This is a genomic window from Agrobacterium sp. P15N1-A, assembly GCF_044626815.1.
Taxonomy (GTDB): Bacteria; Pseudomonadota; Alphaproteobacteria; order Rhizobiales; family Rhizobiaceae; genus Agrobacterium; species Agrobacterium leguminum.
Genome location: NZ_JBIUPF010000007.1, coordinates 366270 through 381287, shown reverse-complemented (window position 1 = coordinate 381287; position 15018 = coordinate 366270). Strand labels below are relative to the sequence as shown.

Annotated in this window: 14 protein-coding genes; 9 read left to right on the top strand and 5 right to left on the bottom strand. The window is 60.0% G+C overall.

What is annotated here, in order from left to right:
* The first annotated feature begins 216 nt into the window (after positions 1-216).
* From hrpB to ACIK7D_RS22870, 3 genes are all read left to right on the top strand, one after another.
* A complete protein-coding gene (hrpB, locus tag ACIK7D_RS22880; RefSeq protein WP_400157422.1) occupies positions 217-2703 on the top strand; it encodes an ATP-dependent helicase HrpB in 2487 nt (828 codons plus the stop codon).
* Between the two features lie 29 nt (positions 2704-2732).
* Positions 2733-4040: a two-component system sensor histidine kinase ActS gene (gene actS / locus ACIK7D_RS22875; RefSeq protein WP_080818492.1), complete on the top strand. Its 1308-nt coding sequence runs from the start codon at positions 2733-2735 to the stop codon at positions 4038-4040.
* A 73-nt stretch (positions 4041-4113) separates the two neighbouring features.
* Positions 4114-4701: an ActR/PrrA/RegA family redox response regulator transcription factor gene (locus ACIK7D_RS22870; protein ID WP_080815397.1), complete on the top strand. Its 588-nt coding sequence runs from the start codon at positions 4114-4116 to the stop codon at positions 4699-4701.
* A 6-nt stretch (positions 4702-4707) separates the two neighbouring features.
* On the opposite strand, the gene ACIK7D_RS22865 is transcribed toward ACIK7D_RS22870, so the two are convergent.
* Positions 4708-5193, bottom strand: a complete 486-nt coding sequence (locus ACIK7D_RS22865; protein WP_080818494.1) for an MmcB family DNA repair protein — start codon at positions 5191-5193, stop codon at positions 4708-4710.
* A 184-nt stretch (positions 5194-5377) separates the two neighbouring features.
* Here ACIK7D_RS22865 and ACIK7D_RS22860 point away from each other — a divergent pair, with 184 nt between their 5' ends.
* Complete coding sequence (locus tag ACIK7D_RS22860; RefSeq protein ID WP_003521204.1) at positions 5378-6091, top strand: L,D-transpeptidase; 714 nt, start codon at positions 5378-5380, stop codon at positions 6089-6091.
* Positions 6092-6168: 77 nt separating this feature from the next.
* On the opposite strand, the gene ACIK7D_RS22855 is transcribed toward ACIK7D_RS22860, so the two are convergent.
* The 4 genes from ACIK7D_RS22855 to hslV form a co-directional block, all read right to left on the bottom strand.
* A complete protein-coding gene (locus ACIK7D_RS22855) occupies positions 6169-8337 on the bottom strand; it encodes a malate synthase G (RefSeq protein WP_400157421.1) in 2169 nt (722 codons plus the stop codon).
* Between the two features lie 119 nt (positions 8338-8456).
* Complete coding sequence (locus ACIK7D_RS22850; protein WP_127756424.1) at positions 8457-9422, bottom strand: DUF1402 family protein; 966 nt, start codon at positions 9420-9422, stop codon at positions 8457-8459.
* 199 nt (positions 9423-9621) lie between these two features.
* On the bottom strand, positions 9622-10929 hold the full coding sequence (hslU, locus tag ACIK7D_RS22845) for an ATP-dependent protease ATPase subunit HslU (protein ID WP_003521199.1): 1308 nt from the start codon (positions 10927-10929) through the stop codon (positions 9622-9624).
* Between the two features lie 78 nt (positions 10930-11007).
* Positions 11008-11532, bottom strand: coding sequence for an ATP-dependent protease subunit HslV (gene hslV / locus ACIK7D_RS22840; protein WP_127756425.1), 525 nt, complete (start codon positions 11530-11532; stop codon positions 11008-11010).
* Between the two features lie 201 nt (positions 11533-11733).
* Between hslV and hisB the strand changes: the two genes are divergently transcribed.
* The 5 genes from hisB to hisF are packed head-to-tail and all read left to right on the top strand — an operon-like array spanning position 11734 to position 15017.
* A complete protein-coding gene (gene hisB, locus ACIK7D_RS22835) occupies positions 11734-12330 on the top strand; it encodes an imidazoleglycerol-phosphate dehydratase HisB (RefSeq protein WP_400157420.1) in 597 nt (198 codons plus the stop codon).
* A gap of 22 nt (positions 12331-12352) precedes the next feature.
* A complete protein-coding gene (locus tag ACIK7D_RS22830; RefSeq protein ID WP_400157419.1) occupies positions 12353-12847 on the top strand; it encodes a DUF2628 domain-containing protein in 495 nt (164 codons plus the stop codon).
* 1 nt (position 12848) lies between these two features.
* Complete coding sequence (hisH, locus tag ACIK7D_RS22825; RefSeq protein WP_400157418.1) at positions 12849-13499, top strand: imidazole glycerol phosphate synthase subunit HisH; 651 nt, start codon at positions 12849-12851, stop codon at positions 13497-13499.
* Between the two features lies 1 nt (position 13500).
* On the top strand, positions 13501-14244 hold the full coding sequence (hisA, locus tag ACIK7D_RS22820; RefSeq protein ID WP_137452554.1) for a 1-(5-phosphoribosyl)-5-[(5-phosphoribosylamino)methylideneamino]imidazole-4-carboxamide isomerase: 744 nt from the start codon (positions 13501-13503) through the stop codon (positions 14242-14244).
* Complete coding sequence (gene hisF, locus ACIK7D_RS22815; protein WP_052818623.1) at positions 14241-15017, top strand: imidazole glycerol phosphate synthase subunit HisF; 777 nt, start codon at positions 14241-14243, stop codon at positions 15015-15017. The genes hisA and hisF overlap by 4 nt, the downstream gene beginning before the upstream one ends.
* Position 15018 lies beyond the last annotated feature (1 nt).

Genomic DNA, 15018 nt, shown 5'->3' with positions numbered 1-15018 from the left:
TATAGTTTCGTGAATCGAAGCGAAAACAGCCGAAAGAGACGAAATCTTCGGACGTTTCAACACACGCCCAATGCCTGTCCTCCCGTCCTGACTGCAAATAGCGCCGACGGAGCATTTGTCTGGTCCTTACATACGGCTGTCAAAGTGCGGGGCCGTGCATTAGAAACGGCATATGAGACGCTTAAACACCACCCCAGATGCCGCAGGCCTGTTTGCATGACCAGAATGCCCGTTCCCATAAAGACCGAGTTGCCCGAACTTCCCGTCAGTGCCGTTCTTGGCGATATCGCCGAGGCTCTGGCCGGGGCGAAGCGCGCGGTTCTTTCAGCCCCACCGGGCGCGGGTAAAACGACACTGGTGCCGCTGCATCTTTTGCAACAGGGCTGGCGGGGGGACGGCAAGATCATCCTTCTCGAACCACGCCGGCTGGCCGCCCGTGCCGCAGCCGGGCGCATGGCCGAGCTGCTTCACGAGGACGTGGGGCAAACCGTTGGCTATCGCATGCGGCTCGACAATCGCGTCTCCTCGAAAACCCGCATAGAAGTGGTGACCGAAGGCGTGTTTGCCCGGATGGTCCTGGATGATCCCGAACTCGCCGGCGTGTCGACTGTAATTTTCGACGAGTTTCACGAGCGTTCGCTCGACGGCGATTTCGGACTGGCGCTTGCACTCGATGTGCAGGGTGGGTTGCGCGACGATCTGCGTATCCTCGTGATGTCCGCCACTCTCGATGTCGAACGCATCAGCACGCTTATGACAGACGCCCCGGTCATTCAGAGCCTTGGGCGGACGTTTCCAATCGAGGTCCGCTATGAGGATCGTTGGCCGGGCGTGCCGATTGAAGAGAAAGTCACCAAGGCGATCACTGAGGCCCATGGGTCGGAAACGGGCTCCATCCTCGCCTTTTTACCGGGACAGGCGGAAATTACCCGAACGGCCACGCGGCTGGAGGGACGTTTTCCCGACGATACGGATATCATCCCGCTTTACGGCAACCTTTCGCAGAAGGAGCAGGATGCAGCGATAAAGCCGGCGCCGGCTGGACGGCGCAAGATCGTGCTGGCCACCTCGATTGCGGAGACCTCGATTACCATCGATGGGGTGCGTGTGGTGATCGACAGCGGATTGCAACGACTACCTGTCTTCGAGCCGGCAACGGGAATCACGAGACTGGAGACAGTGCGGGTGTCGCGCGCTTCCGCCGACCAGCGGGCGGGCCGCGCCGGGCGAACTGAACCCGGTGTTGCGATCCGTCTGTGGCATCCGGGGCAGACGGCGGCGCTCAACGCATTTACGCCACCGCAAATTCTGGCGAGCGATCTTGCCGGCCTTGCGCTCGATCTCGCCCATTGGGGTGTTCAGGATCCCTCTTCTCTTGCCTTTCTGGATATGCCCCCCGAAGCCGCACTTAAAGAATCGGTCGCGCTTCTTAAAAATCTTGGCGCGCTCGACAAAGGCGGGGCGCTGACGCAGCGCGGCCATCTGATGCGCGGCCTTTCATTGCCGCCACGGCTGGCGGCCATGGTGATTGCGGCGGCAAACGAAGGCGCGGGGAAAAAGGCGGCGATGCTCGCCGTCATGCTGACGGAACAGGGGCTCGGCGGAAACGACATCGATCTCGATGAGCGGCTGCGGCGCTTTCTTTCCGACAGGAGCGAAAGGGCGCAGGCGGCGCGCAAGCTGGCATCGAGGCTGTTCGACGCGATTGGCGACAAAACGGCGATGACCGAGTTGCCGAGCGAGGCCGGTCCGCTGCTGCTGCATGCCTATCCGGACAGGATCGCGCTTCAGCGCGGCGCGCGGGGACGTTATGTGATGGCCAATGGGCGTGGTGCAGAGCTTGCCGAGACAGAACGGCTGGCGGCGAGCAAAATGCTGGTGGTTGCCGATATTACCGGGCGAGCGGCGCAGCCGCGCATCCTTGCGGCGGCAGGCATAGAGAGGACCGATATAGAAGAGCGGATGCCGCACCTCATCGTTCAGCAGGACCAGCTGCTTTTCGACAAGGCGAGCGGCCAGGCGCGTGCGCGAAAGGTGACGCGGCTTGGCGCCATCATCCTCGATGAGACACCCTTGCCCCGTCCCGAGGGTGAACAGGCGGCACAGGCGCTCGCCAATGGCGTTCGGGAATTCGGCATCGGCATACTTCCTTTTTCGAAAGAGACGCTGCAGTTGCGCGACAGGATCGGCTTTCTGAACGCCAGTATCGGGGAACCCTGGCCGGACGTCAGCGACGAAGCGTTGCTTTCCAAGCTGGACGAATGGTTCGTCCCTTTTCAGAACGGTGCGCGCAGCCTGCAGGACATCCGGCCCGGCAGCCTCTCCGAAGGGATCCTGTCTCTGGTGCCGCATGAGGTAGCGCGCGATCTCGCCAAGTTGGCGCCGACGCATTTCGAAGCACCGACGGGACAGCGGCATCCCATTCGTTACGACGCCAGCGAACCGACGCTTTCCATTCGCGTGCAGGAGCTTTTCGGGCTGAGAGCCCACCCGTCCATTGCGCAGGGGCGGTTGCCGCTGCTGCTGGAATTGACCTCCCCGGCGCACAGGCCGATACAGACGACACGCGATCTTCCGGGTTTTTGGTCGGGGTCCTGGAAGGATGTGCGGGCGGATATGCGCGGGCGTTATCCACGCCATCCATGGCCGGAAGACCCGGCATCGGCCCTGCCGACCAGCCGTGCAAAACCGCGCGGGACGTGACGATGATGAAGAGGGCAAAGGAGATGACGGTGGCTGGCCATTCTATCGAAACCACGAGGCTCGGCCGCGCCAGCCGCAGGATAAGGCTGCAGACCATTGTCTGGCTGCGCTGGCTGGCGGTTGCGGGACAGACGGCAACGATCCTGCTTGTCGCCTTCGGGCTCAATTTCCCCCTGCCGCTTCTGGCCTGCGGTCTTCTGATCGCGGCACTGGCGCTGGCCAACCTGTTTCTCACTGCCCGCTTTCCCTCCACCTATCGTCTGGAGCCCTGGGAAGCGACATTGCTGCTGGCCTTCGACCTGCTGCAATTGACGGCGCTCATTTACATCACCGGCGGACTTTCCAATCCCTTCGCGCCGCTGATCTGCGTGCAGGTCATCATTGCCTTTGCCTCCCAGCCGTTGCGACATTCGCTCATTCTCCTCGGCTTTGCCGTCATCTGCTCAACCGCGATCGCCTTTTCGCCGTTTCCGGTTCCGTGGTATCCCGGCGAGGTTTTGCCGATCCAGCTTCTGCTGCATGTCGGCACCTGGGTCGCGATCATCGCCACGACCTCTTTTGCGGCCTTTTACGCCTATCGCGTTTCGCATGAGGCAAACCAGCTGGCGGACGCGCTGGCTGCAACCGAGCTGGTGCTGGAGCGGGAAAAACATCTCTCGCAGCTGGATGGGCTGGCGGCGGCGGCCGCGCATGAGCTCGGTACGCCGCTCGCGACCATCAGTGTCGTCGCGAAGGAGATGGAGCGGGAACTCGGAAACGACGAAAAATTTGGCGAAGATATAGCGCTGCTGCGCAGCCAGAGCGAAAGATGCCGCGATATTCTGCGCCGCCTCACCTCGCTTTCCGCCGACAATGAGGAGCACATGCGCCGCCTGCCGCTCTCCTCGCTGATCGAGGAGGTGATGGCGCCGCACCGAGAATTCGGCATCCGCCTCGAACTCGTTGAAAAGAACAATCGCGCCGACGAACCGGTCGGCATCCGCAATGCCGGCATCATCTACGGTCTTGGCAACCTCATTGAAAACGGTGTGGATTATGCGCGGGAAAAGGTGACCGTGACGGTGGATTACGATCAGCAGAACGTCGCCGTCATCATTGAAGACGATGGGCCGGGTTATGCCCATGACGTGCTTGCCCGTATCGGCGAGCCCTATGTGACCGAACGTCACAACGACACACGGGCGGGTGGGCTCGGGCTCGGGCTTTTCATCGCCAAGACCCTGCTGGAGCGGTCTGGCGCCACCGTCACCTTTGAAAATCGCGGCACGAGCGGAACCGGAGCGCGTGTCACAATCGTCTGGCCTCGGGCGCTTATGGACGATAAAAGAAGCCATTGACTTTACCATCCACGTTGAAGCGGCGATAAGAACAAGAAAACCAAGCCGACGAAGTTGCCGGAAGGCCGGAAACATGAAGACAGAAGACCAGAACAACTCCACCAGCGCGCCAACGGACGACATCGATCCGATCGGACCCGACAGGTCGCTGCTGATCGTCGATGATGACGGCCCGTTTCTGCGCCGGCTTGCCCGGGCAATGGAAACACGCGGCTTTACCGTCGACACCGCCGAGACGGTCAGCGATGGCATTGCCCGCTCCAAAGCTGCACCGCCGAAATATGCGGTTGTCGATCTGAGGCTTGCGGATGGCAACGGTCTGGAAGTCATCGAGGCCATCAGGCAGAACCGGGACGATACGCAGATCGTCGTTCTGACCGGCTACGGCAATATCGCAACAGCCGTTACCGCCGTGAAACTCGGGGCGCTGGACTATCTGGCCAAGCCCGCCGATGCGGACGATGTGTTCAATGCGCTGACGCAGCGCAAGGGCGAAAAGACCGAAGTTCCCGAAAACCCGATGTCGGCAGACCGGGTTCGGTGGGAGCATATTCAGCGTGTCTATGAAATGTGCGAGCGCAACGTTTCGGAAACCGCCCGCCGGCTGAACATGCACCGGCGAACGCTGCAGCGCATTCTTGCCAAACGCGCCCCCAAATAACGGAAGTCATTCTCCGAAGCTGCGCCCGGTCGTCCATTCCGCCAGCATCAGCCGGGTCGCAGCGGTTCGCGAGAAATCCAGCATCACCGACTTGCGGGTTGCGGGCGGCAATTTATGCTCCGGCGCATCGCGGAGCATATGGGCGCCATATCCATCCGACAGGATCAGCCCACATTCCTCCGGGAATATGTCGGTCGGCACTTCAGGATGGGTGGCGAAGAACAGCCGGTCGCAATGCATGCGGTATTCCGGCCATTTGCGATCGACACGGAAATCCTCAATGGAGGATTTGATTTCGATGATCCAGATTTCACCCTTGACCGACAGGCTGATGAGATCTGCCCGCCGCCCGCTTGCAAGCGGCAGTTCGGGCAGCACCGAATGGCGCATTTCGTGCAGAAGCACCTGAACGCCGCGGCGCACCAGCATCGCCTTGTCCGACTGGCGGCCGTCTATTAACGGATTATTGTTGGTAACGGAAAGAATAGTCATGGATAAAGGCTGCTGAAGCGTTTGGCCTATTGTTGCAAAAAGGCAATCAACCGGCAATTTTAAATGCCCGACCGTTTCGCGGCGGCGCAACGGCTTGCCAAGAGCGGCTGAATGGAAAATAACCGATTTATCCAATTAAGCCTACTCTTTCGCACAATTTGGCGAAATTTTCCGCGAGAACGACATGCGCATCCGTACCCCATTGACCGCACTCGGTCTGACGGCAGCACTGGCTCTGGCCGGCTGCGCCGAAACTACCTCCCAATCCTCCGCTCCGACCTCCGGCAAGATCGCAGCGTCAGTACCGGTTGCTGACCCCGTTCCGGCAAAGGTCGAAACGGTCCAGATCTTCAACGATGTCTACGGTCCCGTGACCGATGCGGGCTATGCGCTGCCGGCCATCCCGATCAATCGTGTGAATGAGAAGTACCGCCGTCAGATCGTCGAATTCCAGACATCCGAACGCGCCGGCACCATCATCGTCAATACGCGTGAGCGTTACCTCTATTACATCCTGTCCGGCAACCGCGCGGTTCGTTACGGCATCGGCGTCGGCAAGGCAGGTTTCGCCTGGGCCGGTGAGGCCTATGTCGCCTGGAAGCAGGAATGGCCGATGTGGCATCCGCCGAAAGAAATGGCGGACCGTAAGCCGGAAGTCGCCAAATATGTCGAGGCCGGCATGGGCCCGGGTCTTACCAACCCGCTCGGCGCGCGCGCCATGTATCTCTTCAATGAAAAGGGACAGGACACGCTGTTCCGCATTCACGGCTCCCCTGAATGGGCCTCGATCGGCACCGCCGCCTCTTCCGGCTGCATCCGCATGATCAACCAGGATGTCATCGATCTTTACAGCCGCGTTCGTCCCGGCCGCAGCACCAAGGTCATCGTGATCCAGTAAAGATTACATACCAGACAAGAAAAAGCCGCCGTGGATTTCCCCGGCGGCTTTTTTGTTTCTCAGGACGGCTGACGGCTTCAGGCCGCCTGCTTGGCCTTCAGTTCCAGACGGCGGCGGTGCAGAACCGGCTCGGTGTAGCCGTTCGGCTGTTCACGGCCCTTCAGCACCAGTTCGACAGCCGCCTGAAATGCGACCGATCCATCGAAATCGGATGCCATCGGCAGATAGGCCTGATCGCCGGCATTCTGCGCATCGACGACGGCGGCCATGCGTTTCATGGTCTCGACGATCTGTTCCTGCGTCACCACGCCATGGCGCAGCCAGTTCGCCATGTGCTGCGCGGAGATGCGCAGCGTGGCGCGGTCTTCCATCAGCCCGATATTGTTGATATCCGGAACCTTGGAGCAACCAACGCCCTGATCGACCCAGCGCACGACGTATCCGAGAATGCCCTGTGCGTTGTTGTCGAGTTCGCGCTGGATTTCTTCCGGCGTCCAGTTGGGGCGCGGCGCGACCGGCACCGACAGAATGTCGGAAAGCTTCGCACGGCCGCGGCTTTTCAATCCTTCCTGAACGGCAGCGACATCGACCTTGTGATAATGCGTGGCATGCAGCGTCGCCGCCGTCGGCGACGGCACCCAGGCAGTGTTGGCGCCGGCCTTCGGATGCGCGATCTTCTGCTCCAGCATCGCGGCCATCAGGTCCGGCATCGCCCACATGCCCTTGCCAATCTGCGCATGGCCGGAAAGGCCGCATTCGAGGCCGATATCGACGTTCCAGTTCTCGTAAGCGGCGATCCATGCCGCCTGCTTCATGTCGCCCTTGCGGATCATCGGACCCGCTTCCATCGAAGTGTGGATTTCGTCGCCGGTGCGGTCGAGGAAGCCCGTATTGATGAAGACGACGCGATCCTTCGCGGCACGGATGCTTTCCTTGAGGTTGACCGTGGTGCGGCGCTCCTCATCCATGATGCCCATTTTCATGGTGTTCGGCGCCATGCCGACAAGCTTTTCGACCCGGCTGAAGATTTCGTTGGCGAAGGCCACTTCCTCCGGGCCGTGCATCTTCGGCTTGACGACATACATGGAGCCGGCGCGGGAATTCTGACGCCGCCCGGACGGACCGACATCATAAAGGGCTATCAACGCCGTGACGACGGCGTCCATGATGCCTTCGGGCACCTCACGGCCCTCCCTGTCGACGATGGCCGGATTGGTCATCAGATGACCGACATTGCGCACCAGCATCAGGGAACGGCCCGGCAGCGTGAGCGCCGCACCATTGGGAGCCGTGTAATAGCGATCCGGGTTGAGGCTGCGGGCGAAGGTCTTGCCGCCCTTGGATACTTCTTCGGTCAGGTCGCCGCGCATCAGGCCAAGCCAGTTGCCATAAACCAGCACCTTGTCTTCAGCGTCGACGGCGGCAACCGAATCCTCGCAATCCATGATGGTCGTGAGCGCAGATTCGAGAATGACATCGGAGATTCCCGCCTTGTCGCCCTTGCCGATTTCGGTCGTGGGATCAATGACGATTTCAGTGTGCAAACCATTCTTGCCGAGCAGGATCGTTGCGGGCTTTGCCGCTTCGCCGCTGAAACCCTTGAACTGGGCTGCATCCCCGAGGCCAGTGCTGGCGTCGCCGATAGCAAACTGCAACAGGCCGTCCTCGATCCTGAAACCGGTCACCTCGGACCAGCTTCCCGTTTCCAGCGGCGCGGATTCATCGAGGAAGTTTCGCGCCCAGGCAATGACCTTTTCACCGCGCTTCGGATTATACCCCCTGCCCTTCTCCGCACCGTCGGCGTCAGAAATAGCATCCGTGCCGTAAAGCGCGTCGTAGAGCGAACCCCAGCGGGCATTGGCCGCATTCAGCGCATAACGCGCATTCATGACCGGAACGACGAGCTGCGGGCCGGCGACGACGGCGATTTCAGGGTCGACATTGCTGGTTTCCACCTGGAAGCCGGGACCTTCCGGCAGCAGATAGCCTATTTCCTTCAGAAAGTCCTCATAGGCGTCAAAATCCGCCGGCGCGCCATTCTGCCGATACCAGCCATCCAGCTTTTCCTGCAGGGCGTCACGCTTTGCCAGCAATTCGCGGTTTTTCGGAGAAAGCTCGTGAACAATGGTCGAAAAACCTTCGAAGAACGCCTCGCTGTCCAGACCCGTGCCCGGCAGGACGTCGTCAGTCAAAAAGGCATAAAGCCTGTCATCGATGGAAAGACCGAATTTATTCGTGCGGCTCACATGCGCCTCCTCTATTCTGAAGGCACAGATTGGACGCGGAGACGGCCGCTCGTCAATTGCGGCGGACAGCCAAATATTATTTCCGTTTTGGAAACAATGCGGGCGATAGTCGCCTTTTTCTACAAAAGCGCCTGCAAATCCTTGATGCGGTCATTCACCAGCCAGCCGTAATAATTTTCCTCCGGCAACAGGGGCTGCTCCCCGCCTGCGGCGCGCTGGCGGTTCTTCTGGGCAAGCGCGGCGGCACGCTGCTGCGACCCGCCGACATTATAAAGCGTGGAGGTCACACCCGGATTTTTCGAAATATCCATGTCGGCAATAGATTTATAGTCGTCGATAGACTTGCGGATGGAGGCCGCCATGAAAGCGAGCGACCGGTCAGGGTCCATAATGGCGGTGTAGACGGCGGTAGCGTCGTTCTCATCCAGCTTCTCATAGCCGGATGTTCTGGACACCATGTCGGACAACATCAGCGCCGTCAGCGGGTTGATCTGGCCGAGGCCGAAGGTCTGGCCGGCATAGAAAGGCTGGAAAAATACGGCGCTGAAACGGTTGTTCGGGTAGGCGACACCATCGACCGTCTTGCCGCGGAAACTGTCTTCCCAGACATCTTCCCGACAGTTCCAGACACTGTAGGAATCCCTCTTCGACTGGCATTTGGCAAATTGCGAATGCGTCAGGAACTGCGCGATGGTTTCGTCCTTGTAGCCGAAACGGAAGCTGTTCCCGGCGTAAGAAGCCGCCTTGACGTAATAGGACTGCAGCCGGTCATAGGCGTCGACATTATAAGTGTGTTCGCCGACGATCGCGCCGATCATATGGATCGGATCGATGCCGTAGCGCCCGGCCGTCGACTTGATCTTGGCGATCAGAGCCCTGTCGGAGGACAAAAGGTCGATGACCTTCTGGTATTTGCGCTCGAAAGAGGTGTTGGACGCTTTTGTTCTTTTTGCGGAAGCGCCGGGAACGCCGGGCTGTTCGGCATTGCGATTGCCTGGCGGAACGACCGTCGCGGCTTCGACGTAAGAAGACGCGGTGACGGTGAACGTCAAAGCAGCGGCAAATGCCAGAAGAGTTTTGCGCACGAGCGAATGCCTTTTCTCAAGCCTGCGGCCTCCACCAGCGAAAGGTGCTGGGAAAACCGGATCATTCCACTAAAGCGGTTCCAACCGGAATGCAGCCCTTCCCATAAACAAAATGCGGGCTGAATGCGAGACAAGGCGAATAAAATAAAAGAGTGCGGCAAATATGGCCGCACTCTTCTTTCTCGTATCCCTGAAATCTTCAGAGAATATAGCGGGACAAATCCGTATCGGCGGCGAGATCGCCGACATGTTTACGGACATATTCCTGATCGATCTTGACGGCGGAACCGCCGCGATCCGGCGCATTGAAGGAAATCTCGTCCAGAACACGCTCCATCACCGTCTGCAGACGGCGCGCACCGATATTCTCGACCGACGAATTGAGATGAACCGCCACATCGGCCAGGGCATCGATTGCATCATCGGTGAAATCGAGATCCAGTTCTTCCGTCGCCATCAGCGCCTTGTATTGGCGGATGAGGCTTGCTTCCGTCTCCGTCAGGATGCGGCGAAAATCCTCCTTTGTCAGCGGCTTCAGTTCGACGCGGATCGGCAGACGGCCCTGAAGTTCGGGCAGGAGGTCCGAAGGCTTCGCCACATGGAAGGCGCCCGATGCGATGAACAGCACGTGGTCGGTTTTCACCGGCCCGTATTTCGTCGAAACCGTCGTGCCTTCGACAAGCGGAAGCAGATCGCGCTGCACGCCTTCGCGCGAAACGCCGGCGCCCATGCCGCCATCGCGGGCAGCGATCTTGTCGATTTCGTCCAGGAAGACGATGCCGTCATTTTCGACCGACTTCACCGCCTCGCGCTGGATCATTTCATTGTCGAGCAGCTTGTCGGATTCATCGCGGATCAGATCGGCATAGGATTTCGATACCGTCGTGCGCACTTTCTTGGTGCGTCCGCCCATGGCCTTGCCGAACATTTCCGACAGGTTGAGAACGCCGATATTGGCGCCAGGCATGCCGGGAATTTCGAAGCCGGGCATGCCCGAGCCGCTATCCGCCACTTCGATATCGATTTCCTTGTCGTCAAGTTCGCCGTCGCGCAGCTTCTTGCGGAAGCTTTCACGCGTGCCCGGAGACGCGGTTGCGCCAACCAGCGCATCGAGCACCCGCTCTTCGGCGCTCTGATGCGCCTTTGCCTGTACTTCGGCGCGCTTCTTTTCGCGCACGAGGCCGATGCCGATCTCGACCAGATCGCGGATGATCTGCTCGACGTCGCGGCCAACATAACCGACTTCGGTGAACTTGGTCGCCTCGACCTTGATGAAGGGCGCACCGGCCAGCTTGGCAAGCCGGCGGGAAATTTCCGTCTTGCCGACACCGGTCGGCCCGATCATCAGAATGTTTTTCGGCATGACTTCGTCGCGCAGGCTCTCATCGAGCTGCTGGCGGCGCCAGCGGTTACGCAGCGCAATCGCGACCGCACGTTTGGCCTCATGCTGGCCGATGATGAAGCGGTCGAGTTCCGAGACTATTTCCCGGGGAGAAAAAGTGGTCATTCTATCCTCTCGGCTTTCCTGTTCCGGCCGGCCATTCCGGCCCGGCCCACAGGACCCTTGGGTGAGAAATGGGGTTGCTTATTCGGCGTCGAGCGTTTCGACGACGAGATTGTGGTTGGTATAAACGCAGATATCGGCGGCGATATCGAGCGACTGGCGCGCCACCTCCTCAGCCGATTTGTCCGTATCCATCATGGCGCGGGCGGCAGCAAAGGCGTAGTTGCCGCCGGAACCGATGGCGATAGTGCCGTGCTCGGGCTCCAGCACATCGCCATTGCCGGTGATGGCGAGCGTGGTCGATTTATCGGCCACCAGCATCATGGCTTCGAGATTGCGCAGATATTTATCCGTGCGCCAGTCTTTGGCAAGCTCGACGGCTGCGCGCATGAGCTGGCCCGGATATTGCTCGAGTTTCTTTTCAAGACGGTCAAGCAGCGTAAAGGCATCCGCCGTCGCACCGGCAAAACCGGCAATCACTTCGCCCTTACCGATACGGCGAACCTTGCGGGCATTGCCCTTCATGACCGTCTGGCCAAGGCTTACCTGACCGTCGCCAGCCATGACGACCTTGCCGCCCTTCCTGACTGTAATAATTGTTGTCATCAAACACCTGTCTGCCCTGCCGGGCCTGCGGTTAACGGGCCGGGATGCGGCCCTTCTCGGGTTCTATGTAAGTTTGCTTTTCACGATTGCAATCTTGCCGGCCACGCACCGTTTTCGGCATGTCAGGCAAGACGATGGAACAACTGGATATTTATGTCCCGTGCTGATAAGGAACGGCAACATTTTCACGGAGCGGCCAAAATGGCAGAACGTAAAGGCGAGATTATCCGCAAGACCAACGAAACCTCGGTTTCGGTGCGCGTGGATATCGACGGCACCGGCAAATCGACAATTTCCACCGGCGTGGGATTTTTCGACCATATGCTGGACCAGCTCAGCCGCCATTCGCTGATCGACATGGAGATCGAGGTTCAGGGCGATCTGCATATCGATGACCATCACACCGTGGAAGATACCGGCATCGCCATCGGCCAGGCCATTGCCAGGGCGCTGGGCGACCGGCGCGGCATTACCCGTTATGCCTCGCTCGATCTTGCCATGGACGAGACGATGACCAAGGCCGCCGTCGATATTTCCGGCCGACCCTTCCTCGTGTGGAACGTCAATTTTTCCGCGCCGAAGATCGGCACCTTCGACACCGAGCTGGTGCGCGAGTTCTTCCAGGCGCTGGCGCAGAATGCTGGCATTACGCTGCATATCCTGAACCATTACGGCGCGAACAACCATCATATCGCCGAAACATGCTTCAAGGCCGTTGCCCGCGTTCTTCGCACGGCAACCGAGATCGACCCCCGGCAGGCAGGCCGCGTTCCCTCCACGAAGGGCATGCTGGCCTGACGCCAAAGCTGTCAGGAAGCCCATGACAAGCTATCTCGTTCTGGAAGCCCCCAACGGGCCGGACAGGGACCACAAGACGACCCGCTTCATCGCAGACCGTTTCGTCTGGCTAGCTCTCATTGCGCCCTGGCTATGGCTCGCGATCAACCGGCTGTGGCTGGCAACGGCTATCGTTGTCATAGCGCTCCTTCTGGCCGGACAGGTCTCGATATTAGCCGGATTCGAACCTGTTGGCATTCTATGCGGTTTTGCCATCGGGCTCATCACGGCGCTGGAGGGACGCGATTTTCTCGTCCGGCACCTGATCCGCAAAGGCTGGACGCTGACTTCAGTCGTTTCTGCCCCTGATCTTTCGAGCGCCGAAGACATATATTTCTCCGGTCTCTCCGAAAACACCGAAACGGCGGAACAGCTGTCCCAGCCGGTCTGGACCCCTTCGTCGCAAAAGAGCGGCGACAAAAACTTCGTCAACGATCCCGCCGGATCGTTTCTTTTCGACTTGAATGGAAGGCGCTGACATGCGTGTCGCGATCATCGACTACGGTTCGGGCAATCTGCGTTCGGCCACAAAAGCTTTCGAGCGTGCCGCCCGCGAAGCCGGCATCAATGCAACCATTGACCTGACCGACAGGCCGGATCACGTCGCTTCGGCGGACCGCATCGTCCTGCCGGGCGTCGGCGCCTATGCGGATTGCCGCGCCGGTCTTGATGCCGTTCCCGGCATGCATGAGGCGCTTGTCGAAGCCGTCGAGAAAAAAGCCCATCCCTTCCTCGGCATCTGCGTCGGCATGCAGCTGATGTCCTCGCGCGGGCTGGAAAAGACGGTCAGCACCGGGCTCGGCTGGATCGAAGGCGACGTCGTGGAAATGACGCCGTCCGATCCGAGCCTGAAGATTCCGCAGATCGGCTGGAACACGCTGGAAATCCGTCATGCCCATCCGCTGTTCGACGGCATCAAGACCGGTGCTGACGGGTTGCACGCCTATTTCGTGCATTCCTATCACCTGGCCGCCAAGCATTCGACGGATGTCATCGCCACCACCAATTACGGTGGCGCGATGACGGCTTTCGTCGGCCGCGACAATATGGCGGGTGCGCAATTCCACCCGGAAAAGAGCCAGACGCTCGGCCTTGCCCTGATTTCCAATTTCCTGCGCTGGAAGCCCTGACATGATTCTTTTTCCCGCAATCGACCTTAAAGACGGCCAGTGCGTTCGCCTGAAACTCGGTGATATGGACCAGGCCACCGTTTATAACGAGGACCCCGGCGCACAGGCCAAGGCCTTCGAGGATCAGGGCTTTGAATGGCTGCATGTCGTTGATCTCAACGGCGCGTTCGCCGGCCAGACGGTCAACGGCGAGGCTGTCGACGCCATTCTGAAAGCGACGAAAAACCCGGTGCAGCTCGGCGGCGGCATCCGCACGCTCGATCATATCGACGCGTGGCTGAGCCGTGGGCTTGCCCGTGTCATTCTCGGCACCGTGGCGGTGCGCGACCCGGTTCTGGTTCTTGAAGCCTGCAAGCGTTTCCCCGGTCAGGTCGCCGTCGGCATCGATGCCAAGGGTGGCAAGGTCGCTGTTGAGGGCTGGGCGGAAGCGTCCGAACTCGGCGTCATCGAACTAGCCAAACGTTTCGAAGGTGCCGGTGTCGCGGCCATCATCTACACAGATATCGATCGCGACGGCATTCTGGCCGGCATCAACTGGGCTTCGACGCTGGAACTGGCGGATGCCGTGTCGATCCCGGTCATCGCCTCCGGCGGACTCGCCTCCATCGACGACATCAAGCGCATGTTGCAGCCGGATGCCGCAAAGCTCGAGGGTGCGATTTCCGGCCGCGCGCTTTACGACGGCCGTATCGACCCTGCTGAGGCGCTTGCCCTTATCAAGGCTGCAAAGGACGTAAACGCATGACCCTCAAAGCCCGCGTTATTCCCTGCCTCGATGTCAAAGACGGCCGTGTCGTCAAGGGTGTGAACTTCGTCGACCTGATCGATGCCGGCGATCCCGTCGAGGCGGCGAAAGCCTATGATGCGGCGGGAGCGGACGAACTCTGCTTCCTCGACATTACAGCCTCTTCGGATAATCGCGACACGATCTTCGATGTCGTCTCGCGTACCGCCGATCATTGCTTTATGCCGCTGACCGTCGGTGGCGGGGTTCGCAGCGTCGCGGATATTCGCAAGCTGCTCCTTTGCGGTGCGGACAAGGTCTCGATCAACTCCGCAGCCGTCAAGGATCCGGATTTCGTGGCGCAGGCGGCCGACAAGTTCGGCAACCAGTGCATCGTCGTTTCCATCGACGCCAAGCGGGTTTCGAAGGACGGAGAAGAAGGCCGCTGGGAAATCTTCACCCATGGCGGACGCCAACCGACCGGGATCGACGCTGTGGAATTCGCCATCAAGATGGTCGAACGCGGCGCCGGTGAATTGCTCGTCACCTCGATGGATCGCGATGGCACCAAGAGCGGATACGATATCGGCCTGACGCGCAGCATTGCCGATCAGGTTCGCGTGCCCGTCATCGCCTCGGGCGGCGTCGGAACGCTGGACGATCTGGTGGCGGGCGTGCGCGATGGCCACGCAACTGCGGTGCTTGCCGCTTCCATCTTCCACTTCGGCACCTATTCGATCGGGCAAGCCAAGAACTACATGGCAGAGCACGGCATCGCCATGCGTCTCGACTGAT

Bases quoted from the DNA above. Each gene is read 5' to 3' on its own strand.
- hslU (WP_003521199.1), bottom strand. From the start codon at position 10,929: ATGACCACTTTTTCTCCCCGGGAAATAGTCTCGGAACTCGACCGCTTC.
- ACIK7D_RS22830 (WP_400157419.1), top strand. From the start codon at position 12,353: ATGACAAGCTATCTCGTTCTGGAAGCCCCCAACGGGCCGGACAGGGAC.
- hrpB (WP_400157422.1), top strand. From the start codon at position 217: ATGACCAGAATGCCCGTTCCCATAAAGACCGAGTTGCCCGAACTTCCC.
- hisA (WP_137452554.1), top strand. From the start codon at position 13,501: ATGATTCTTTTTCCCGCAATCGACCTTAAAGACGGCCAGTGCGTTCGC.
- ACIK7D_RS22870 (WP_080815397.1), top strand. From the start codon at position 4,114: ATGAAGACAGAAGACCAGAACAACTCCACCAGCGCGCCAACGGACGAC.
- ACIK7D_RS22860 (WP_003521204.1), top strand. From the start codon at position 5,378: ATGCGCATCCGTACCCCATTGACCGCACTCGGTCTGACGGCAGCACTG.
- hisH (WP_400157418.1), top strand. From the start codon at position 12,849: ATGCGTGTCGCGATCATCGACTACGGTTCGGGCAATCTGCGTTCGGCC.
- hisB (WP_400157420.1), top strand. From the start codon at position 11,734: ATGGCAGAACGTAAAGGCGAGATTATCCGCAAGACCAACGAAACCTCG.
- hslV (WP_127756425.1), bottom strand. From the start codon at position 11,532: ATGACAACAATTATTACAGTCAGGAAGGGCGGCAAGGTCGTCATGGCT.
- hisF (WP_052818623.1), top strand. From the start codon at position 14,241: ATGACCCTCAAAGCCCGCGTTATTCCCTGCCTCGATGTCAAAGACGGC.
- ACIK7D_RS22865 (WP_080818494.1), bottom strand. From the start codon at position 5,193: ATGACTATTCTTTCCGTTACCAACAATAATCCGTTAATAGACGGCCGC.